Source organism: Melissococcus plutonius ATCC 35311, assembly GCF_000270185.1.
Taxonomy (GTDB): domain Bacteria; phylum Bacillota; class Bacilli; order Lactobacillales; family Enterococcaceae; genus Melissococcus; species Melissococcus plutonius.
This window is the reverse complement of sequence record NC_015516.1, coordinates 557,844-581,928: the sequence shown is the minus strand read 5'-3', so window position 1 is coordinate 581,928 and position 24,085 is coordinate 557,844. Positions and strand designations below refer to the sequence as shown.

The 24,085-nt window shown below is 29.4% G+C and carries 21 protein-coding genes, 1 tRNA gene and 1 pseudogene; 4 read left to right on the top strand and 19 right to left on the bottom strand.

Annotated features, from left to right (window positions below):
- Positions 1-206: 206 nt before the first annotated feature.
- The 4 genes and pseudogenes from MPTP_RS02415 to MPTP_RS02405 all read right to left on the bottom strand — a co-directional run bounded on the left by MPTP_RS02415 (position 207) and on the right by MPTP_RS02405 (position 3,247).
- Positions 207-279, bottom strand: a tRNA-Lys gene (locus MPTP_RS02415).
- Between the two features lie 167 nt (positions 280-446).
- Entirely contained in the window at positions 447-611 is a 165-nt protein-coding gene (locus tag MPTP_RS09370) for a FeoB-associated Cys-rich membrane protein (protein ID WP_013773458.1), read from the bottom strand.
- A pseudogene (gene feoB, locus MPTP_RS02410) lies at positions 612-2,774 on the bottom strand (ferrous iron transport protein B).
- Positions 2,771-3,247, bottom strand: a complete 477-nt coding sequence (locus MPTP_RS02405; protein WP_013773457.1) for a ferrous iron transport protein A — start codon at positions 3,245-3,247, stop codon at positions 2,771-2,773. Before MPTP_RS02405 ends, feoB begins: the two are co-directional and overlap by 4 nt.
- A 369-nt stretch (positions 3,248-3,616) precedes the next feature.
- On the opposite strand from MPTP_RS02405, the gene nrdH reads away from it, so the two are divergent.
- From nrdH to nrdF, 4 genes are all read left to right on the top strand, one after another.
- Positions 3,617-3,838, top strand: a complete 222-nt coding sequence (gene nrdH, locus MPTP_RS02400) for a glutaredoxin-like protein NrdH (protein WP_013773456.1) — start codon at positions 3,617-3,619, stop codon at positions 3,836-3,838.
- 7 nt (positions 3,839-3,845) lie between these two features.
- Entirely contained in the window at positions 3,846-4,214 is a 369-nt protein-coding gene (gene nrdI / locus MPTP_RS02395; RefSeq protein ID WP_013773455.1) for a class Ib ribonucleoside-diphosphate reductase assembly flavoprotein NrdI, read from the top strand.
- Positions 4,204-6,366, top strand: a complete 2,163-nt coding sequence (gene nrdE, locus MPTP_RS02390) for a class 1b ribonucleoside-diphosphate reductase subunit alpha (RefSeq protein WP_013773454.1) — start codon at positions 4,204-4,206, stop codon at positions 6,364-6,366. Before nrdI ends, nrdE begins: the two co-directional genes overlap by 11 nt.
- 79 nt (positions 6,367-6,445) lie before the next feature.
- Complete coding sequence (gene nrdF / locus MPTP_RS02385) at positions 6,446-7,417, top strand: class 1b ribonucleoside-diphosphate reductase subunit beta (RefSeq protein ID WP_013773453.1); 972 nt, start codon at positions 6,446-6,448, stop codon at positions 7,415-7,417.
- A gap of 274 nt (positions 7,418-7,691) precedes the next feature.
- Here nrdF and MPTP_RS02380 read toward each other — a convergent pair whose 3' ends face one another.
- The 15 genes from MPTP_RS02380 to MPTP_RS02315 form a co-directional block, all read right to left on the bottom strand.
- Positions 7,692-8,744 (bottom strand): LCP family glycopolymer transferase, encoded by a 1,053-nt coding sequence (locus MPTP_RS02380; protein WP_013773452.1) that lies wholly within the window; start codon positions 8,742-8,744, stop codon positions 7,692-7,694.
- 610 nt (positions 8,745-9,354) lie between these two features.
- A complete protein-coding gene (locus MPTP_RS02375; protein WP_013773451.1) occupies positions 9,355-10,308 on the bottom strand; it encodes a glycosyltransferase family 2 protein in 954 nt (317 codons plus the stop codon).
- Between the two features lie 252 nt (positions 10,309-10,560).
- Positions 10,561-12,117, bottom strand: coding sequence for a lipopolysaccharide biosynthesis protein (locus MPTP_RS02370; RefSeq protein WP_013773450.1), 1,557 nt, complete (start codon positions 12,115-12,117; stop codon positions 10,561-10,563).
- A gap of 755 nt (positions 12,118-12,872) precedes the next feature.
- Entirely contained in the window at positions 12,873-13,727 is an 855-nt protein-coding gene (locus MPTP_RS02365) for a hypothetical protein (protein ID WP_013773449.1), read from the bottom strand.
- 520 nt (positions 13,728-14,247) lie between these two features.
- A complete protein-coding gene (locus MPTP_RS09365) occupies positions 14,248-14,802 on the bottom strand; it encodes a glycosyltransferase (RefSeq protein ID WP_268746628.1) in 555 nt (184 codons plus the stop codon).
- 122 nt (positions 14,803-14,924) lie between these two features.
- Positions 14,925-15,443 carry a glycosyltransferase gene (locus MPTP_RS09360; RefSeq protein ID WP_013773447.1) on the bottom strand — a complete coding sequence of 173 codons (519 nt, stop codon included), beginning with the start codon at positions 15,441-15,443 and terminating at the stop codon, positions 14,925-14,927.
- Positions 15,440-16,567, bottom strand: coding sequence for a non-hydrolyzing UDP-N-acetylglucosamine 2-epimerase (gene wecB, locus MPTP_RS02350; protein ID WP_013773446.1), 1,128 nt, complete (start codon positions 16,565-16,567; stop codon positions 15,440-15,442). Before wecB ends, MPTP_RS09360 begins: the two co-directional genes overlap by 4 nt.
- 6 nt (positions 16,568-16,573) lie before the next feature.
- Positions 16,574-17,683: a polysaccharide biosynthesis C-terminal domain-containing protein gene (locus MPTP_RS02345; protein ID WP_041363521.1), complete on the bottom strand. Its 1,110-nt coding sequence runs from the start codon at positions 17,681-17,683 to the stop codon at positions 16,574-16,576.
- A complete protein-coding gene (locus MPTP_RS02340) occupies positions 17,683-18,702 on the bottom strand; it encodes a polysaccharide biosynthesis protein (RefSeq protein WP_013773445.1) in 1,020 nt (339 codons plus the stop codon). Before MPTP_RS02340 ends, MPTP_RS02345 begins: the two co-directional genes overlap by 1 nt.
- Before the next feature lies 1 nt (position 18,703).
- A complete protein-coding gene (locus tag MPTP_RS02335; RefSeq protein ID WP_013773444.1) occupies positions 18,704-19,675 on the bottom strand; it encodes a glycosyltransferase family 4 protein in 972 nt (323 codons plus the stop codon).
- Between the two features lie 23 nt (positions 19,676-19,698).
- A complete protein-coding gene (locus tag MPTP_RS09895) occupies positions 19,699-19,929 on the bottom strand; it encodes a capsular polysaccharide biosynthesis protein Cps4F (protein WP_013773443.1) in 231 nt (76 codons plus the stop codon).
- 62 nt (positions 19,930-19,991) lie between these two features.
- Entirely contained in the window at positions 19,992-20,825 is an 834-nt protein-coding gene (locus MPTP_RS02330; protein ID WP_013773442.1) for a sugar nucleotide-binding protein, read from the bottom strand.
- Positions 20,826-20,827: 2 nt separating this feature from the next.
- On the bottom strand, positions 20,828-21,454 hold the full coding sequence (locus MPTP_RS02325) for a sugar transferase (RefSeq protein ID WP_013773441.1): 627 nt from the start codon (positions 21,452-21,454) through the stop codon (positions 20,828-20,830).
- Between the two features lie 12 nt (positions 21,455-21,466).
- Positions 21,467-23,281, bottom strand: a complete 1,815-nt coding sequence (locus MPTP_RS02320; RefSeq protein ID WP_041363469.1) for a polysaccharide biosynthesis protein — start codon at positions 23,279-23,281, stop codon at positions 21,467-21,469.
- Between the two features lie 17 nt (positions 23,282-23,298).
- Positions 23,299-24,060: a tyrosine-protein phosphatase gene (locus MPTP_RS02315; protein WP_013773439.1), complete on the bottom strand. Its 762-nt coding sequence runs from the start codon at positions 24,058-24,060 to the stop codon at positions 23,299-23,301.
- Positions 24,061-24,085: the final 25 nt, after the last annotated feature.

Below are 24,085 nucleotides of genomic sequence, written 5' to 3'. Positions count from 1 at the left end.
TTGAATGTGAAATTTCAATATGGTAGAGATTTAATAAAATTTATACCTACTTTTCATAACCAATTAATAATAATAAATATTTCTATTTAAAATAGACGAATGAAATTAAAAACGTAATCAAAGCAAAAAAATAGAACGCAAGGAAATATCTTCGAAATGCTTAAATAGCACCGATATTCCTTCGTTCTGATGGGTTTGGCACCCTATGGGCCGTGAGGGGCTCGAACCCGCGACCCGCTGATTAAGAGTCAGCTGCTCTACCAACTGAGCTAACGGCCCAAATACAAGTATTATTCTATCATCTAGCTTGATTAATTGCAAGTAAAATTTTCCAATTGATTAAAAATATTAAATCGAATAAGATTTCCTAGTGACTATAAAATTAAAACATAAAAATAAAACGACAGGCACCACTAATGAATAGTCGGTATCTGTCGTCTTATTCGTTAAGATTTATTACAATGACAGTTATGCACCTTTTCAGGCTCAGGTTTCTTTACTGGACAACTGTTATCAGAACAATCTTCACAACAGCCACCTTTTTTAAAAAACGAATAAGTAGCATAACCAGCAGCACCAAAAATGATAATGCCTAAAATCCAAGTAGCCATTTATGCTTGTCCTCCTTCTGATATTATTGTGATTGCATCCTTTTGATTTTTCTTTGGCTTTCTTATAACAAAATATAGCAAAATAAGTAAGAAAACTCCTGCAATTAATGTAGTTAAAGTAATATGTCCGCCTTCAAAAATAACATGTCCAAATTGATAAATAATAAAACTAGCAACATAAGCTAATCCGCATTGATAACCAATGGCTACTAATGTCCATTTTAAATTATTCATTTCTCGACTGATAGCACCCATAGCGGCTACACAGGGAGCACATAATAAATTAAAGACGAGGAAAGAAAAAGCAGCTACCGGTGTAAACGCATTTCTCAATGAACCCCATACCTCATTGCCATTATCAGATACATCTTTTAAATGTCCAAACAAAATGCCAAATGTATTAATCACATTTTCTTTAGCAAGTAATCCTGCAATGGTAGCAACTGTTCCACGCCACGTACCCCAACCTAGTGGTGCAAAAAGACCAGAGATAAGTTTACCGAAAAAGGCTAAAATACTGTGTTCTTCATCTACTGCATGGAATGTGAATGAATAAGAAGAAGTAAACCAAATAACAATACTTAACACAAAAATAATTGTTCCAGCTTTTTTTATAAAAGCTTTACAGCGATCAAATGTTTGATAGATGATATTTTTCATTTGTGGCATATGATAAGCAGGTAATTCCATGATAAATGGTGCTGGATCTCCTGAAAACACCATTGTTTTCTTAAGTGCAATCCCCGACAATACGATTGCTGCAACTCCGATAAAATAGGCCGCAGGAGACACCAAACTACTGTTTGGAAAGAAAGCCCCAGAAATTAAAGCAATAATTGGTAATTTTGCTGAACAAGGCATAAACGTTGTAACCATAATTGGCATTCGTCTATCTCGTTCATTTTCAATCGTTCTACTCGCCATAACGCCCGGTACGCCACAACCAGAAGCAATCAAAATGGGAATGAATGATTTTCCAGATAAACCAAACTTTCTAAATAATCGATCCATAACAAAAGCAATTCGTGACATATACCCACAATCTTCTAAAATAGCTAAACATAAAAACAGCATAATTAATTGTGGTAAAAAGCCAATAACGGCTCCAACACCAGCTATAATTCCATTTGTGATAAGATCTTGAAGCCATCCAGCTATATGTAAAGATTGTAATATATTTGTAACTGAATTGGTGATAATATCACCAAACAATACATCATTTAGCCAATCAGTCCCAACCTTTCCAATTGTTTGTACAGATAGATAATAAACACACCACATAACAGCAGCAAAAATTGGCAATGCTAACTACCTATTGGTTACAACATGATCTATTTTATCGCTTGTATTAAATTTTACATTATCTTTTTCAATAGAACATAATGCAGTTAAACGGGTGATATATTCATAGCGTTCATTAATAATAATTGCTTCACTAGAATCATTTAGAATTTTTTCAGTCATTTGAATAATTTCTTCAATTTCTTTTTTCTGGGCTTCAGTTAATTCTAATAAATTCATTATTTTTACATCACGTTCGAATAATTTGATACTATACCAACGGAGTTGACTGCCTTGCACATTATGTACAATGATTTCTGAAATTTCACTGAGTGCCGCTTCCAAACGACTATCATAAGTCGGATAGTTCAGCTCCTCTTTATCCACTGTTTTTGCTTCCTGAATCGCTGTTTTCATCGCATGATCTAAACCATGATTCTTTAGCGCACTAATTTCAACAACCTTGACACCCATTCCATAGCTAAGTTTATCGCTATTAATCTTTTTACCTTTTTTTTCAAGAATATCCATCATATTTAAAGCAATAACAACAGGTATTCCAGTCTCCATCAGTTGTGTTGTCAAATAAAGATTTCTTTCTAAATTAGTCGAATCAATAATGTTTAAAATAATATCTGGTCCATCTTCAGTTAATAAATAATCTCTAGCTATAATCTCTTCCTGTGTATATGGTGAAAGCGAATAAATGCCTGGTAAATCCTGAATACTAATTTGTTTGTCTTTTTTCCACTGACCTTTTTTGCATTCAACCGTTACTCCGGGCCAATTCCCAACATATTGACTTGATCCAGTTAATGCATTAAACGTAGAAGTTTTTCCACTGTTTGGATTTCCGGCTAAGGCAATGTGACAATTGTTCAATTCTTTTCCTCCTTTGCTACCAAAACAAGTTCAGCCTCACTTTTTCGTAAGGTCAACTCATAACCACGTAAATTGATTTCAATTGGATCACCAAAAGGAGCTACCTTTCTGGCAAATATTTCTACATTTTTTGTTAACCCCATATCCATTAATCGACGTTTTACTGTACCTTCTCCATGAATGCCCACAACTTTAGCATATTCACCAATTTTTAATTGACTTAAAGGCATCCAATTAAGATTAATTTGTTCTTTTTCTGTAATATGAATTTGTTTTAAAATTGATTTGTCTAAAGCAATTCGACTGTTATGTAAGAGAATGATGCCATTTTCACCAGCAAATTGTGTTACTGCTACCTGCCCACCTGTAATCATTCCTAGCTGATTTAAACTTTTTTTAGTTGTTTCATCTTTTACACAAATTTCCTCAATTGTGTAAGCTTTCCCCAATGTTGCATCCGACAAAAGTTGCATGATTGTCCCTCTTTTCAAATGTGCAGATAGTTTTTGATAATGATTCTCAATATCAGAAAAAGGATACACCTACATTAGTAGAAAGTCAATTACTTTTTGGTGTTTGTTTTTAGGTTCTTTTGTTATTTTTTCATCTCATTTCTTTCATTTATCTTAATAGCAATCAAAAAGAGCCAATTGCTGTGTTTTACTATTTTCTTAATCCACCTATCAATCAAACATTTTTTACCATTTAGCATTTACAACACTAAAAATTGTATATTCGATAAATCAGAACACAATATATAGTGTTTAACAGTTGACTTTTCTTATTAGATATTTATACTAATGATTATAGATAAATTACAATTTTATATAGGGGGAATTTAAATGAGCGTTAAAATCTTTTCTAAAAATAACTGTATGCAATGTAAAATGACAAAACGTTATCTAACTGAAAATAATATTTCTTTTGAAGAAATAAATATTGATCAAGAACCTTATGAATTAAATCGTTTAAAAGAACAAGGATTTCAAAGCGTTCCTGTTATCATATCTGATACGACAACCATTGTTGGCTTTCGCCCAAATCAGTTAAAACAATTGGCTTAATCAAATTATGAAAATTGTTTATTTTTCGGTAACTGGGCAAACAAAACGCTTTGTTAACAAATTAAATCTACCATCCTATGAAATTGATCCAAGCGATCCTTATGTTAAAATGAACGAGTCTTACATCCTGATTGTCCCTACTTATGATAAAGAGATTACTGAAATCGTAAATGATTTTATTGAATATGAAGACAATCAAGACTATTGCCAAGGTGTTGCTGGTAGTGGTAATCGAAATTTTGCGCATTTATTTGTTTATACAGCAAAAGATATTGCTCATGATTATAATGTACCTTTACTCTTTGCTTTTGAATTCAGTGGTACCAATGAAGATGTTACGTCCTTTAAGAAAGTAGTGAATCAATTTGAGTCTTAAAAATCTAACAGAAGTTAGCTATTTTAAATTAAATAATGAAATTAATCGTCCAGTTGATGGACAAATTCCCTTAAATAAAGATAAAGAGGCTTTGGAAGCTTTTTTTAAGGAAAATGTTTTACCTAATACTAAGATTTTTCCTTCTATAGAGGCAAAAATCAATTTTTTAATCGAAAATGACTATTTAGAAGTTGATTTTATTCATAAATATTCCATGTCATTTATCGAAAGCCTTTATACATTTTTAATGGAACAAAAATTTCAATTCCAATCATTTATGGCAGCTTATAAGTTTTATTCCCAATATGCGCTTAAAACGAACGATGGAACGATGTATCTAGAAAGTTATGAAGATCGGGTTGCCTTTAATGCTCTTTATTTTGCAGATGGCAATGAAGAATTGGCAATTACACTTGCAGATGAAATGATTCATCAACGCTACCAACCAGCAACGCCTTCTTTTTTAAATGCTGGTAAAAAACGTCGAGGTGAATTGGTCTCTTGCTTTTTAATCCAAGTAACCGATGACATGAATAGCATTGGCCGTTCAATTAATTCAGCTTTGCAGTTGTCTAGAATTGGTGGTGGCGTTGGTATTACTTTATCAAATTTACGTGAAGCTAGTGCGCCAATTAAAGGGTATGAGGGAGCAGCAAGTGGTGTTGTTCCAGTAATGAAATTATTTGAAGATAGTTTTAGTTATTCTAATCAACTGGGTCAAAGACAGGGAGCCGGTGTTGTCTATTTAAATGTTTTTCATCCAGACATTGAACGATTTTTATCTGCTAAAAAAGAAAATGCAGATGAAAAAATACGGGTCAAAACATTATCACTTGGTATTCTTATTCCTGATAAATTTTATGAGTTAACTTGTAATAATGAAGAAATGTATCTATTTAGTCCTTACAGTGTAGAAAAAGAATATGGAATTCCATTTTCCTATGTCGATATTACTAAGGAATATGATCAATTAGTTGAAAACCCTAAAATACACAAATATAAAATTAATGCTCGTGAATTAGAAAACGAAATTTCAAAATTACAACAAGAATCTGGTTATCCATATGTCATTAATATTGATACAGCCAATAAAAATAATCCAGTTGACGGAAAAATTGTTATGAGTAATCTCTGTTCAGAAATTTTACAAGTTCAAACCCCTTCTATTTTGAATGATAAACAAGAATATGAGGTATTGGGAGAAGATATTAGTTGCAATTTAGGTTCAACAAATATTGTTAATTTAATGGAAAGTCCAGATTTTGGTAAGTCGGTTTGTGCAATGACTAGAGCATTAACTTATATTACAGATAGCTCTTTTATTGAGGTAGTGCCCTCCATCCAAAATGGCAATCAACACAATCACACTATTGGATTGGGAGCAATGGGACTTCATACATTTCTTGCAAAAAATCAGATAACTTATGGATCAAAAGAATCTATTGAGTTTACAACTATTTATTTTATGTTGTTAAATTATTGGACCTTAGTAGAAAGTAATAAAATTGCTAAGGAACGTCAACAAGTTTTTCATCGATTTGAATACTCTGATTATGCCGATGGTTCTTATTTTTCTAAATATCTGACTGGTGATTTTTTACCAAAATCCGCCAAAATAAAAGGACTATTTAAAGATATTTTTATTCCAGCAGTTGAGGATTGGCAGCAATTAAGGGATGCTGTTCAAAAAGATGGCCTATATCATCAGAATCGTTTAGCAGTTGCACCAAATGGTTCTATTTCTTATATTAATGACACAAGTGCAAGTCTTCATCCGATTACTCAATTAATTGAAGAGAGACAAGAAAAGAAAACTGGGAAAATTTATTATCCAGCTCCTTCACTGTCTAATACTACAATACCTTATTATACTTCTGCTTATGACATGGATATGCGAAAAGTCATTGACGTCTACGCAGCTGCTCAACAACATATCGATCAAGGTATGAGTTTAACGTTATTTATGCGTTCTGAAATTCCAGAAGGACTTTACGAATGGAAAAAAACAACAAAACAAACAACACGTGATTTAACTATCCTTAGACATTATGCTTTTAATAAAGGCATTAAATCGATTTATTATGTCCGTACTTTCACTGAAGATAGTGGTGAAGAAATTGGCAGTAATCAATGTGAAAGTTGTGTAATCTAAATACTTACTTATTTAAATGTAACTTATTATTATTTATTAATATTTGCCATAATTTACTTTTATGGTAGGGGAGGAAAAAATGTCTACCTATTATAAAGCTATAAATTGGAATTCTATTGAAGATTTGATTGATAAATCAACCTGGGAAAAATTAACTGAGCAATTCTGGCTAGATACTCGTATTCCATTATCGAATGATCTTGACGATTGGCGAACATTATCCGAACTTGAAAAAACAACCTTTGCTCATGTTTTCGGTGGACTAACACTATTAGATACTGTTCAATCAGAAAGTGGTATCGATCAACTTAGAAAAGATGCTCGTACTCCACATGAGGAAGCTGTATTAAATAACATTCAATTCATGGAATCTGTTCATGCAAAAAGTTATTCTTCCATTTTTAGTACATTAAATACTAAAAAAGAAATTGAAGAAATCTTCAATTGGATTGATACCAATCAACAATTACAATATAAAGCTAAACGTGTCAATGAAATTTATAAACATGGTAAGCCACTTCAAAAAAAGGTAGCAAATGTTTTTTTAGAAACTTTTTTATTTTATTCAGGCTTTTATACTCCTCTTTATTATTTAGGAAATAACAAATTAGCAAATGTCGCTGAAATTATAAAATTAATTATTCGCGATGAATCAGTTCATGGCACATATATTGGTTATAAATTTCAAAGGGGATTTAATGGATTAGAGGAACAAGAACAAGATGAATTGAAAAATTGGATGTATGATCTGCTGTATGAACTTTATGAGAATGAAGAAAAATACACAGAAGAACTCTATGATCCATTAGGTTGGACAGAAGATGTAAAAATATTTCTACGTTATAATGCAAATAAGGCTTTAATGAATTTAGGTATGAATCCTCTTTTTCCAGATACTGCAAATGATGTAAATCCTATTGTGATGAATGGTATCTCAACAGGAACTAGTAATCATGATTTCTTTTCACAGGTCGGTAATGGTTATCTACTTGGAGAAGTAGAAGCGATGAATGATTCTGATTATCTCATTGGCATAGATAATAATAGTTAAATTTTATTTAAAATGGATTAAGTAAGGCAGCTAATTGGCTTAGATCTCTCTTCAGCTTATTCTCTAAATACCAGTCATGTATTGGTATTAAGCTAAAATAATGCTTTGATAATCTTCTGTCTTTGTCATCTAATTAATAGTTAATTTTTCCATTCTACCTATTGAAGCATTAGCAACTCGCTAATCGACATTTATAAAATAAAACAAAACAGCGAAAATTTAAAATTAAGTTTTCGCTGTTTTTGATTCAAATTGAGTAATTTTTATTCATTTTCTAATAATTCTCAACAGGTTGATAGGTATTTTGATTAACAGAATCATTATAGTTATTTTCATAATTTGTTTCTTCGTTGTAGGCTGAGTAAGGATTATAAAATTTCTTATTTTTCATTTTTCTTTTCTTATTTTCTGCCAATCCAAGTTGTTTCCTTAGCTTAGTCTGTACATTATATAATTTATTAGGGTTTAATAACTGATATTCCACCCCATCGATATGTTGTACTTTTCCTTGAAGTTGCATTTGTTTAATATTATGAAAGGCGCCCATATACTTCGATTGTATATCGATCATATCATCCCAAGTAAGATTGGTTATAACATTTGCCTTAACTGCATTTAGTATTTTTTTATATTTTTTAACGCCATCAAAACTCATAACTTTTTGAACAATTTTTTCTACTACTTCACGTTGGCGACGTTGCCGTCCAATATCTCCTTCTGGGTCTTCTTTTCTCATTCTCGCATAAGCTAAGCCTGTTTCACCATTTAAAGTAATATGGCCTTTAGGAACAACAACACCATCTAAGGAAAACTCAAATGGATTATTTACTTTGATGCCACCGACTGCGTCAATTAAATCTTTCAATCCCTTCATGTTCATAGAAACATAATAATCAAGTGGAATATCTAATAAGTTTTCTACTGTGTTAATAGACATTTTTACACCTCCATAGGCATAGGCGTGATTTAATTTATCATCCATTTTTTTTCCAGTAATTGGTGTTAAAATATCACGTTCTAAGCTCGTTATAACTGATTTCTTTTCTTTTGGATTAATGGTTACAACCATTGTAGTATCTGATCTTCCTTGATCTACACGACCTAAATCGCCAGTATCAATTCCCATTAATAAAATTGAAAAGGGTTCCTTTGCATCAATGTTAACAGCTTTATCTCTTTTTTTTGATACGCGTCCAACTGAATGATAAATATCTTTAGCTGTTTTGTTTGCATCATTATACATTTTAATACCATAAACACATGCACCAATAGTAAATAGAAGAATGAAACTTAAAATAAGTAAAACCGATTTCTTCCATAATTTCATAAGACACTTCCTCACCTATCGAAATAACTTATTGTTGATTTTCTCATAAAATATAATGATCTGCAACGATATTAATAGGATTGATAGATAATTTAATATAAATGTAAAATTTAATATACCAAGATAAGTAAAAAATATTTATCAAAAATAAATTTTAAAATTACTAATATTTTAAACCAAATTGAAAAATAGAAAAAATAGTTAACAGAACCTTCTCATTAATTAATATACCTAAAAATAAAATGTACTATTAATAATAATAGTATATTTATTGCATTTTACAATTAAACATTTATTGATATTTCGTTGGATATATTTTTAGCTAAAATAATAGTAAATAGGTTAAGAATATATCAACTTAATACAATTGATTAGCATGACTAAAAGTTAGGCTTGAAAATTTATTAAAAAATGTGGAGAAGTAAAACTCAAAATCATCAAATAATAAACTAAAATAAATTATTAATTTAAAATAATTTTATATAACAACCAATTTCAGATTATTAAAATAAGAAGAATCTTTAAGTCTAATATTTTTAGACTTAAAATTTTCATTTTATCTTTCGATTATTATAAATTTTAGATACCTTTATTATAATTTTTTAAAAGTTTAGGAATATTCAGTAATTTTTCTCTTTAATTTTCTTTCTGTTATTTTAAAATTAAGAAGAGAAATAAACTTTCTTCTAAAATATTTATTCAACATAATCTTAGCTAGCATAATAATAGTTGACAAATGTTTCCAATCTTTTTTAGGTACCCAATTCAGTAAATTGGTTAATTCATTATCTAATTTACTGAATTTTTCTGCTTCTATTTTACTTATTTTGATATTAAATTGTTCTACATTATGGTTTGTTAACTGTTTTTTTGAGAAAGCATTTCTTATTTTTTCATCAACCAAAAATTGTTCCAGGGTATGTTTCCTAGAAATACTATTCTTCCTTACTCTATAGTCTAGTAAAACTTCTCCCATAATGCCAATTTTGAAGCCCGCTTCAAGGGCTCTTAATGAAAAATCATAATCTTCTGCAAAATTAATTTCTCTATAACCATTGATACTCTTAAAGAGCTCTTTTTTTAACAGCCATGTTGGATGACATAAAATATTATTTTTTTTCAATAGCTGTTCTGTTAATCTAGAATTCATATCTTTTTTAGGTATTCGCCTATATACTTTATCGTTTTCATCAATTAAATTGACCTGAGTAGATACAAGATCTACTTGCTTTTCATTTAAAAAATTGATTTCTCTTTCAATCCGATTTGGGTGAGAAATATCATCAGCATCCATCCTAGCAATGATATCCCCTGTTACATAGGTCATTGCTTTATTCAAACTATAAACCAATCCCATATTCTCTTTGTTATAAATTATTTTTATATTTGTATACCTATTTTTTAAATATGCTAAGTGTTTATTTATTTTAGAATCATTGGTATCAGAAATTATAAATAATTCTATATTTTTATATGTTTGTTTCTCAATAGATAGGATGCTTTCAGTTACCCACTTTATTCTTTCATTATAAATTGGTAAAATTACTGATACTTTTTGGCTCACTATACTCTTCCCTTCAAGAACATAAATAACAAAAGTTATTAAGTATATTATTCATTTATCTACTCTATTATTTAACTAATCAGTAAACAAGACATGAAAAATAACGTTAAAATAAATGAATAGTCATAAATTAATTCATAATAGATAGTTAGATAGAAAATTATTCATTAAAACAATCAAAATAAAAATACTAAGGTGATTTGTTAAATTAGACTAGGCAACTAAAAAATTATCTTAAATGTATGCTTATATTTAATTTTCTACCTTTTGTTTTTTCAATCTCATTTTTAATTGTTTTACAACATAGAGAATGAATTGAAATTCATTTGTTTTAAGATAAAAGATAAAATAGATGAATAGTGAAATTATAAAGCCAATAATACCACGTAAAGTCATACCAAATATCGAATCAGCATTAATTAAATAGATTAATGGCATAATACTTAAAATACCTAAGCTTAACGATAAACTATACTTAACTGTGACTTTGATGTAGGCACTAAATTTTTCTTTTACACCATACCTTAATACTATGTAAGGTTCATACCAAGAAATAAAAGTTAAAGAAGATAGAATGGTGCCTAGTAGTACTCCTTTGATCCCCATATTAAAAATAACTAAAAAGACTAGTGATAATACAATATTAAGTATTGATTCAATTATTGGTTTCCAGCGTTGTATCCATGCTAAACCATATGCATCTATAAAAACTAAAGAGGTATTTCTAAACATCGTAATTACAAAGTTTAAAATAATCAATGCAAAGGTAATATTGTCTAATAAATAAAATTTTCCAACCCATATATTAATAAATGGTTGAATCATTAAAATCATTGAAATAGTTGAAAAGTAAAGCAGAGTAAAATTAATAAAATAATGTTTAAAAAAGATAGAAACGCTCGTTTTTTCATCATCTGTCACAGCCACATTTCCTATACTTGCAGTGATTGAACCAGTAAGTTGATTAAAAATACCACCTATACTATTAATGATTAAAGTATAATTTGAATAGATACCTACAGCCGTTAAATTAACAAAGAGCAAAATAAGTATATTATCTGAACCCATAACAACTACCGTACCAATTTTATTTGATAAATTTCCAATTGTGTTCTTTTTAAGCGTAGTAATTGTTTTATTATTAAGTTTTATCGTTTCAGGATAATCAAATACATCCTTATATCTTTTTTTCACTCTAAAAGAAATATCTATGTTTGATGCAATTGTGCATACTACCTGAATGATTAAAAATAAAATATAATTTCCTGTCAAGGCAAGTATCAAAATTTGTCCAATAGTTACAATGATAAGGTAAATAAAATTATTAAGAATATTCAAGTATCCGTTTTGATCAGCATTTAACAAAGAACGATTATAGGCTAAAAAATAGCTAAAAACAGAATTCATTAAAAAAAGCAGGTAGATTAAATAAATATTTGGTATATTGATATTTTTTCCTAATATTAGGGGCAAAAAAGGAATAATTGTAAGTCCAAGTAGACAGACAAAAATACCAATAAAATTGTAGATTTTTTTATATAAATATACTAGAGCTTTAATTTGAGGTATATCATTTAATTGCAATGGTTTATATAACGAAAAAACAATGGCAGTACCAATCCCTAAGTCAGCTAAAGAAAGCATGCTTAAAATATTTGTAAATAGTCCCTTTAGGCCAAGATACTCAGCACCTAAATAGTGAATAAAAACACCTTGTAGAATAAATTTTATAAAAATGTTTAGAATGAATATAATAGTTGATACACTAGAATTAATAATAGAATTTTCTAGTCTAGATTTTCTTTGCATCGTTTTACCTCTTAAAACTTTCTAATTTAGTAATCTACTCTACCATTTAAATTTTAGAATAAGATAGCCTTCCTGAAAAAACAAGATAAAAATAAACATAAATGTGTAGCTAAAATTTTGCTATCGTTTTAATTGATTAAGTTTAAAAACCATAGATTTTTTAGATTTGAAATATTCTCATTCAAGTAACTATCTACATAATCATCTAAAAAACTAATGATTCAGTTAATAGAAAAGTATATGGCCGCATCTTTTCATATAACCTTGTTTGTAAACACACGATTGAGTACTCTGATTAAAACGACAATTCTTAAAATTAGATTATATTAAATAATTGACTATTTTATTATATAAAATATTATCAAATTCAGAATTATACTAACAGTTCAATATGTTAGCGATAAAAAATACTACTTTAATATAGAAAAAATTTAAAATAATATATGTTCTCTAATACAATTACTTCATCAAATAATATTAATTTTTAATTTTTTTGATAAATATTTTTTCTATATTTATTATCTTCTGAATAACAAATAATCATTAAATCAACTGAGAAAATTGTGATTAAATGGATTGAATAAAATAATTTTATTATTCTTTATAACATTTTTATAAAATCGAGCTAACAAATACTCTGGTATTTTTCAAACAAATTTATCAGTTGTTTTGATGATTAAACTGTATTCAATAAGATAAATTCATTAAATTGTCTTAAGTTTCTAATATGACTGTAAAACAGATCAAACAAAAAATTAATGAGATAATCTAATAGATGTTTGTGTGGTAAATTTATATCCTAAAATGAATAAACAATAAAAGATGCTGATAAGAAAAATATTCCTAAATAAAGATAAAGGAGTATACAAAAACCATCTTGGTATTGTTGTAATTATAGAAATGCTAATTAACATAGTTAAGGTGTTGTTCGTTTTTAATGTTATTTTTAGAATTCCTACAACAATTAAGGCAGATAAAATTACGCCTAACCAACCAAACCAAAAATAGAAATGCGTAGGAAATATTCCTCCACCTACATTAATATAGTAATGATCATTAACATACTTTGTTATATTTCCTGAATTTTCTTCTGAACCTAAAAAGATTGAACAAATAAAATTAGCAGCTGACTGAAAACGTTCAGATAAAGAGATATTTGTATAATTAATTGTTGCCACATGTGTTGCAGAGGCATAGTAAGCATAAATGGGAGTATCAAAAACAAATAACTGATTTTTAAGATTCAAAAAGGCTGCAATAAAATCAAAGTGAATTAAATTTCGATAAACACCTACCAAACTATTTACAAAAATCCCTACTATACTGCCTATTAATGCCAACTTTTTTGTAATCATACCATTTAATAAGGTTGAAATGGCTAGTAAAATAATTTGTAAAGAAGTTATCCGACCACCATAATAATAATCTTGAAAAATGAAGGCAATCATTAATAGTCCAATAACTGTTTTTCTTACTAATTTATTTCCTGATGAATAGTAGGCAAATAAAAACAAAATAACTGAATATTCATATAATGAAGATATTCTAACCATATAATGTGTTTGAACTGTTCGATCAATACCAAATATTCCTATATATACTAAAATCATAATTATAAAACTAAAGACAAAAATATTATCTTTAGGTTTTAATATGAACAAATGATTTATTTTTTTTGGAAAAAAATAAAAATTATAGATAAAAATAATAATATTCTTAACGTTGTAGAATATATCTCCTGTGTCCTTACCTCAGTTAATGGAACACCTAAATGACTACTAGTAGCTATATATTCCCCCATAACAATACTATAAATGCAGTAAGTAATAAATATCATAGCCACCATTAAAGGAATACAATTTCTTGATTTAACAACCAATCCAACACCAATCAAAACAGCTACTATAGCTTCTATTTTAATTGTTCCTCCTAATGGTGGTACTAAAAATAGATACAATAAAACAACAATTAATGCAAAACACCTATATAAAGAACTTTTCTTTAAAATAAAATCCCATCCTTTCTTATCAAGATTTTTTAATTACCATTACAATAAAATTGCAAATTTGAATAAATTGTAAATAAATTATCGAAAATATCTATATATAAATTAAAAAATAATATTTAAGATTATATATCATTATTATATAATCTTAAATATTGGCCATAAGCATTCCACTTATCAAAACGTTTTGAATGCAAAATACAAGCTTTAGATGAAAAATTGGTGGCCAATACATCTAGAATCGTTTGATACAAGGCATCTGAACTCTTTTCTAAGGTAACTCTTCCACAAGTATCATCGATTGTTTCTGGAGAACCTCCTGTTCGAAAAGTAATCACTGGTGTTCCACAAGCTAAGGATTCTAGATTGGTCGTTGGAAAATTATCTGCCAATGTAGGATTCAAAAATATATCTGCTAATGAATAAAAAGCAGCAAGTTCATCAATATTATTCGTTTGTTCAATATGAATAATTTTCTCGTTGATTGCTATTTTATCCTTTTGACCTACCAAAATAATTTGAAATTGTTCTGGTAATTTAGCTGCTAATTCATTAAAGTAACTAATGCCTTTCTTCTCAACCCATCGACTAGCAATTCCCAAAATAATTATTTGATTCGATAAACCTAATTTTTGTTTTAATTGCTCAGGATTTTGTAATTTAAATTTATCTAAATCAATACCATTATTAATAATTTTTACTGGATAATGTGCAAAAAAGGTGACTTCTAATAATTCTTTTAACCAGTTTGAAGGTGTAACAATTGTCAGATTTTCTAAATGACTAAAAAGTTCCTTCTTCTTTAAATAATTTTTTTAGAGCGATCAAAAAACCAAGTAGCTGGATATTCAGAAAGTTCAGAACGTTCCTTTGGAAATACCTCTAAATTATTCTGCTCATCAAAATCTAAAGTAGCACTATGTCCTGAAAATGTCCAACAATCATGCAAAGTCCAAATCACTCTTTTTTTTGATGATTTTAAATAGTGGAATAGCAGTTCAATATTTAGATAATAACCATGAACATTATGTAGATGGATAATATCAGGATCATACTGATCAATAAAATTTATGAATTTTCGTGTCGCTGTTTTTGATGCAAATCCTTGTTTATCAAACAGTCGGGTTGCAAAAACATGTGAATAAATTGAGAAATTTGTCCCAATTCTATAGGATTTATATATTCCTTCCTGAACTTTTTTACCTCTGCCATAAGCGATACAACATTCATGTCCATTTTTTTCCAAAATATCATAAATATCTGTACACATTCTACCAGTACTTCCAATACCACAAACAGTATTAATTAATAATATCCTCATTTATACCACACTATCCGATTTACATAATCAGTATAAGATAAAATAATTCTCAATACTTTTTCCGAAACATTTGGCATTGAATAGTCTGTTACTGGTCTTAATGTCATTTGTTCTTGAGATTGCAATATTTCTAATCCTTGTAAAATACGTTCCTTATGCATACCTACCATCATGACGCAAGCTTCTTCCATAGCTTCTGGACGTTCATGAGCTTGGCGGATATTTAATGCCTTAAAATCTAAAATGGATGCTTCTTCACTGATTGTTCCACTATCGCTTAATACTGCTCTAGCATTGATTTGCAATTTATTGTAGTCGTTAAATCCCATCGGTTTCATCAATTGAATTTTTTGATGGAAATGAATCTTCTTTTCCTTAATCATTTGCATGGTATGGGGATGGGTACTGACAATAATAGGTAATGTATAAATTTCTGCAATAGTATTCAATGTATCGACTAAATTTAAAAAATTTTGCTCTGAGTTGATATTCTCTTCTCGATGAGCAGAAACTAAAAAATACTGATTTGTTTTTAAAGCTAATTGTTCAAGGATGTTTGATTTTTCAATATCTTTTTTATGAGAATTTAATACTTCATACATAGGACTACCTGTTTTTATAACTTGGTCTGCATGTATGCCTTCTTTTAATAAATACTCTCTAGCAATATCACTATAAGTTAAGTTAATATCAGACAAATGATCCACAATTTTCCGATTCGTTTCCTCTGGAACACGCTGATCAAAACAACGGTTACCAGCTTCCATATGGAAAATAGGAATATGACGCTTTTTAGCAGCAATTGCACATAAACAACTATTCGTATCTCCTAAAATTAAAAAGGCATCTGGTTTTTCTTTTTCCAAAATAGGATCAATTTTAATCAAAATATTCCCAATCGTTTCTATAGGAGTTGATTTATTTGCAGCATCCAAAAAATAATCAGGTTTTCGTAAATGAAAATCTTTAAAAAAAACTTCATTTAGCTCATAATCATAATTTTGCCCTGTATGAACTAAGATATGATCGACGGCTTTTGAATTTTCTAATTGATGAATAACAGCTGATAATCGGATAATTTCAGGTCTGGTTCCAACCACAGTCATAACTTTTAATTTATTCATTATTTGTTAAACCTCCAAAAAATAAGTATCTGGCTGATCTTGATCGAATCGTTCATTTGCCCACATAACTGTTACTAAGTCTTGTTGTCCTAGATTTTCAATAGCATGAACATAACCAACAGGTATGTCAACAACGCTCAATTTTTCACCTGAAACAAAGTATTCTATTACTTCTGCTGTGTCAATTTTCCTAAACCGAATAACACCTTCACCACTAACGACTAAAAATTTTTCATTTTTTGTATGATGCCAATGATTTCCTTTCGTAATTCCAGGTTTAGAGATATTAATAGACACCTGTCCTCTATCTGGTGTTTTCAAGAATTCTGTAAATGAACCACGTTCATCTTTATTCATTGTTAAATCATACGCAAAAGCATTGGTTGGTAAAAAGCTTAAATAAGTACTATAGAGATTTTTTTCCAACCGATTATCCAATTGCGGTATTTCTAAGGTTTCTCTACTTTTTTTGAACTTTTTCAATTGCTCACTTAATTGTTCAAGTGTTAATGAATCAATTTCAGGGACTTCACAAAAGCCATTTTTCTGTGTTGGATGATCGTTAAGACATCGTATGAGTTCAGCAATAACATCATCAATATAACATAGCTGAAGAGTAGTATCTGGATTAGTAATCTCAATGGCTTCATCACGTGCTATTTTATAGCAAAAAGTAGCAACTACAGTATTATAATTTGGTTGAGACCATTTTCCATATAAGTTTGCAAAGCGATAAATATAAATAGGTGCTCCGGTTTTTTTATGATAATGTTGTAATAGTCCTTCTCCAGCCCGTTTACTTCGACCATATGGATTTTCTTGATTCGCTTGTATAGAAGAAGCCAACATAACTGGACATCTATTCTCATAATAATCTAACTTATTTAACAATTCAGAGGTAAAACCAAAGTTTCCTGCCATGAATTCTTCTTCATTTTTAGGTCGATTGACTCCAGCTAAATGAAAGACAAAATCAGCTTTTTGACAATAATTGTCTAATAGTTCTATCGGTGTTTCTACGTCGTATGTTAAGATTGTATATTTATTACTATTTTTTAATTCTGCAACTAAATTTTTTCCAACAAAGCCTGCCGCACCTGTTACCAAAATATTTATCATTTATTCCACAACCTTAATTCTTCTTGGATATAGGTTAATTCAAGTAATTTTTCTTTTATTTGAGCAATTGTTAATTGCCTTGTATTATCAGAATTATATTCGTTTTCTTTTGTCAATTCATGACTACCTTCAACAAAATACTTATCATAATTTAAATCTCTTTTATCTGCTGGCACACAGTAAAAATTATTCATATCCTTAGCAATATTATATTCTTCCTTTGTAAGTAATGTTTCATAGCGCTTTTCACCATGCCTAGTTCCAATGATTTTAACTTTATTTGTTACTTGAAATAATTCCTTTATTGCTTGTGCTAGATCATTGATCGTTGAAGCGAGGGATTTTTGGACCATAATATCGCCAGCTTCTGCATGCATAAATGCAAACACAACTAACTCAACTGCCTCTTCTAAACTCATTAAAAATCTTGTCATACTAGGGTCTGTAATTGTCAGTGGTTGATTTGCTTTTATTTGTTCAACAAATAAGGGAATAACTGAACCCCTTGAAGCCATAACATTGCCATATCTTGTTCCACAAATAGTTGTACCTGTCTCACTATCATTCTTTGCCTTAGCAACAAATATTTTTTCCATCATTGCTTTTGAAATTCCCATTGCATTAATTGGATAAGCTGCCTTGTCCGTTGATAAACAGACAACCTTTTTTACTTTTTCTTCAATAGCAGCTGTTAGCACATTATCGGTTCCTAAAATATTTGTCTTAACAGCTTCCATTGGAAAAAACTCACAGGAAGGTACTTGTTTTAAAGCAGCTGCATGAAAAACATAATCTACATTATGCATAGCATTTTTTATACTATCTAAATTTCGGACATCACCAATATAAAATTTAATCTTCTCATTATGATATTTTTTACGCATGTCATCTTGCTTCTTCTCATCTCTAGAAAAAATACGAATTTCTTTAATCGATGAATGTAAAAATCGTTCCATCACTGCATGACCAAATGATCCTGTACCGCCAGTAATTAATAATGTTTTCTCGTTAAACATACTACTTTTCTCCCATATAGTTATCTAATAATTTAAATACTTTTTCTTTTGCAAAATTTGATTGATAATACTGATACGCATTTTTACCTAGTTGTTTTTTCTCTTGTTCTGTTAAACAAATCATTTTTCGAATATTTGTAACAAATTGGCTAACATCACCAGAATCACCTATAAATCCAGCTTTTGCTTCCTTAATAACCTCTTGAATTTCACCATCTGCAGAAACAATAATAGGGATACCACAAGCTAAATAGGATTGTGTCTTTGCTGGTATTGTTTTATCAAATACACTACTTTTAGCTAAAGAAATCAATGCAGCATCACTATTGGCGAGATAATAGGGAATTTCTTTTGCAGGCTTCTTATCAATAAAATTAAAATATTCAGAAATAGATTTTAATTCAATTTCCTTTATTAATTGCTTTTTATATCGGCCATCACCAATAATATTAAAGCGAATCAGTAAATTATTTTGCTTTAAAACACAAGCTACATCAGGCAAAATATTCAATTCCTGTGCTTCACCGATATTGCCAGCGAAGGTTAAATTAAAACGATCATCTAGCAGAATCTCATTTGTCCTAGATTTTTGAGGAATATAAAAATCTTCTGCATATTGAGGTAAGAAAACCAGACGTTCTTCTTCTATTTTTCTTTTTTTGATTTCACCAATAAAACTTTTTGAAGCAGTAAATATTTTTGAAGAATTTTTATAGATATAATGTACCATCCTGGAAAACAAACCAATGATAAGCGGATTCTTAATTCCAGTAATACTTTCAATATTTTCTGGCCATAAATCCATTACATAAATATAGCAATCAATCTTTTTTCTTTTAGCATACCAAATACCTAGTAACGCTTGTGTCATTGGTGAAACTTCATAAATAAATACCTTATCTGCTTCTATTTTTGTAAAGTGTGCCCAAAAAAAGCCAGAAAGTACAAAAGATAAATAATTTAGTATTAACATTACTGTATGGTTTCCTCTAGAGATTAAGGGATGCGAATAATATCAATTCCTTTGTATTTTTCTTTTCTTCTTTTTAACCAATTGTAACCAGAGAAAAAACGTCCCTCTGGATAGTTAGGAATTCCAGTGACTACTGTTACTTTATATCCTCTTTTTACCCATTCTTCACACATGTCATTAATTCTAAATTGTTCTGGATAAAAATATTGACTAATAACTAATAAGTGCTTTTTATCTTTTTTTGTTTTTATCACCATTAACTCCCCAAGTAACCTATCATTCGTTTTCGACTATATTCCTAATTATTTATTTCTGATTATTCTTCTTGTTCATAAACCAAATTACCAAATGCTTTATTGGTCAATTTACCAATCTTAACAGGAAAATGACCTAGTAATCTAACAAACCAATTCAATCCAGAAAACAAATAAATATTTTTACCATTAGTTTGAGCAATTTGTTTTACCATTTCACTTGTTTTTATATAAGTATTTTCTTGTGGAAAGAAGATTCCCTGAGCTCCTTGATCAATTGTATCTTTTATAAATTGACATAGATTTTCAATTGATAACATTGAACGCTCATTCTTGATGTTAGGAAAAATGGGTGTTTTCATCGCTATTTTTTCTAGTTGCCGATAATTTCCCTTACTATTTATTCCATAAATCATATGTGGTCTTAAAATAACTAGTTTAAAGTTTTCTGTTTCTAACAATTGTAATCCCTGTTCAGCTTGCCATTTGCTATCTCCATAAAAATTAGATGGATTGGGGATTGTTTTCTTAGTAATGACTCTTTTTTTATGTATACTGATTTCTTCACCATAAACAATAATCGAACTCATAAAAATAAATTGACTACTTTGTTCTTTTCTATCTGTTTTATATTTTTGAGCTACAGCAATTGTCAGATCACGATTTATTTTATAATAGTGTTGCTTTTCTTGTTCAGTTACCTTCGAAATATCGGCATGAGCAATTCCTGCAACATGAAAAAGAACATCATAAGAAGAAAAATCATGGTGTTGCCACTGTACATCTCTCATATCTAATGTATCTATTTGGTATGAACGATTAAATTTTTCATTCATCCATTGCTCAAATGATGTTCCTATGTAACTGTTTTTTCCTGTAATTAAAATCTTCTTCATCTCTACGTCTCCGAATTCTTTTTTTCTTCCTCTGTTAGATGATCCATCTTCCCCTCAATAATTCCGGTACCTATCCAAATTAATTTAAATGTCATAAAAAAACATTGTAGATCTGTAAAAAAGGAAAGATTATTTGTATATTCTCTATCCAATCTTACTTTATACTCAATGGATAATTCATCTCGACCATTAATTTGTGCTAACCCCGTTAATCCCGGTCGAATGGTATGGACTCTGTATTTATCTCTTTTTTCTATTAAATCATATTGGTTCCACAAAGCTGGACGTGGCCCAATAATTGCCATATCACCTCTTAAAATATTAAAAAGTTGAGGTAATTCATCTAAACTAGTTTTCCGAAGAATTCTTCCACTTCTAGTAATACAACATTCAGCATTTTCTAATAAATGGGTAGGTACTTCTTTAGGTGTATCAACCGTCATTGTTCGAAACTTGTAGATGTTAAAATAGGTCTTGTCTTTTCCCACTCTTCTTTGTGTAAATAATACGGGGCCTTTTGAATCAAATTTAATGATAATCGTTATAATTAAGAAAATAGGAGAGAGTAAGATGATTCCAATCAATGCTAAGATAAAATCAATGATTCTTTTGAAGAATTGTTTATACATTTCTGTTTCCTCCTAATGACTTGAGGCATTGGCAAAACGAATGATGTCTTCTGCAAGAGATTTAGAGGCCATTGATAAATTGTCAACAAATGGTAAAACCTCATCTGGAAAGGAACCTCTAATATCTTCAATAAAAATCTTATCAAATACCTGTTTATGATTTTTCTTTTTATTTACCAATAATTCCTCATATAATTTTTCGCCAGGTCGACTTCCTGTTTCGATAATTTTAATTTCGTTTTCTTTATAACCGCTTAATTTAATCATATTTTTAGCTAGGTCAATAATTTTCACAGGATCACCCATATCCAAAATAAAAATTTCTCCCCCTCTAGCCAAGGCACCTGCCTGAATCACTAAACGACTCGCTTCAGGAATAGTCATAAAATAACGTGTCATTCGAAAATCAGTAATGGTAATTGGACCACCTTTGTTGATTTGTTCTTTAAATAAGGGAATGACACTTCCCCGACTTCCAAGTACATTTCCAAAACGAACGGCACAGAATTTTGTATTCCCTGTCTTATTTAAGTTTGTAATGATTAATTCAGCAACTCGTTTTGTCGCTCCCATAATATTAGGTGGATTTACTGCTTTATCCGTTGAAATCATAACAAAATTAGCAACATTTGCTGCTTTTGCAGCCTCAGCAGTATTTTTTGTACCAAATATATTATTTTTAATAGCAGATTGTGGATTGTATTCCATTAAAGGAACATGTTTATGAGCGGCTGCATGATAAACAATTTGTGGATGAAATCTTTTCATAATTTCTACCATTTGTTGCTTGTCCTGAATATCAGCAATTATTGGAATAATTTCAGTTGAAGTATGCTGGAAAGTATTATGTAGTTCTTTTTCAATAAGATAAATAGAATTTTCACCATGTCCTAATAAAATCAATGTTTTTGGATTAAAATTCATCACTTGACGGCAAATCTCAGAACCAATGGAACCACCGGCACCTGTAACTAAAATAACTTTATTCGATAATTGATCTTTGATTTGCTCAATATTTAATTGAACCTCTTCTCGTCCTAAAAGATCTATAACATCTATTTCTTTTAATCTAGAAATTGTAATATTTCCAGAGGCAACTTCCTCTAAATCTGGCATCGAATTGACAGGCAAGCCAAGCGGTGTAATGATATCTAAAATTCTTTTTAATTGCTCAGGATGAATAGAAGGTATTGCTAAAGTTAACATTTCAATATCATAATCTTTTATAATATTTGGAATTTGTTTTGTATTTCCTAATACTCTAACTCCTGATAAGTAAGTATGGTATTTATCAGGCGCATCATCAATTAACCCAATCACCTTAATTCCACTATTTTTTGCAGAAGTATGTAAACTATTTAATAAAAGTTGTCCAGCTTCACCTGCACCTATAATCAATGTTTGTTTAGGATATACTTGATTACCATGTACTTTGCTTTTACTTTTAGCTTCTATGATCGTACACCATACTAAACGACTAGTTATAATTAAAAAATTAGCTACTAAATAGGTGAGTAGTACAAAACGATAATCATCGTTTAAATCTAATAACAAAAGTAAAAAAAATTCACAAATTGAAGCAGCAGTCATACTTAAAAAAATTGCGCGAATTTCTTTTGTATTGGTATATCTATTAATTCGCGTAAACACATTAAAAACAAATCCCCAGAATAAGTAAAAAATAATATTTATTAGAACTATCATTGTAAATAACGAGGAAGATATTTTGATATAAGACAATAAATAAAAATGAGAAAAAAGATTCACAAAAAAAATAATCAAACTATCTACAGCTAATAATATAAGTACTTTTGTCTTTCTTGACATATGAAAAAACACACCTTCTAAAACAATTTAAATTTTCTATTGCTTATTTTTTCAAATTTTAACATTTGTATAAAATCACCATTTAAAATATCTTTAGCTGTTTGCTTAAGTATTTTTACTTTATTTTCTCCTAGATCTTTTTCTATTTGTTCATAGGCAGATGCTAAATAAAAACTTCTATCTTCAATACAATGGGCATCAGAGGCCACCATATAAATCATATTATGTGATAGCATCTGTTTGGCTGTTTGCGCAATTTTTTTTCCAAATATTCCTACATAACTAGGTGCTGTCATCTGTGTTAAAACACCCATTTTTAAAAAAGGGATTAAGCGATTTGGATTTTCAATCAACATACTATTTCGTTCTGGATGAACAATAATAGGAATATGCCCTTTGTTCAATAGTTCAAAAAATAATTGTTCTGCATAAGCAGGAACTTCACGTGTTGGAAACTCAATCAACAAGTAACGATTTGATAAATCAACAAATAATAAGTTGTTATTTTCAATTTTATTCATTATTGTTCCATCAATTCTTATTTCTTGACCTTCATAAAGAGTTAAAGGAATTTCACGAATATCTAATTCTTTCTTTAAATCTGCTACTAAATGAATAATTTTTTCTACTGAAGCATAATATTGACTATTATGATGGGGGGTACATAAGATATGGTGAATACCTTGATCAACGGCTGTGTTTGCCATCTTAATCGCATCACCTAACGTTTTTGTCCCATCATCTATTCCAGGAAGAATATGACAATGTAAATCTATCATAGTTAAGATCCCTTCTATATTTACC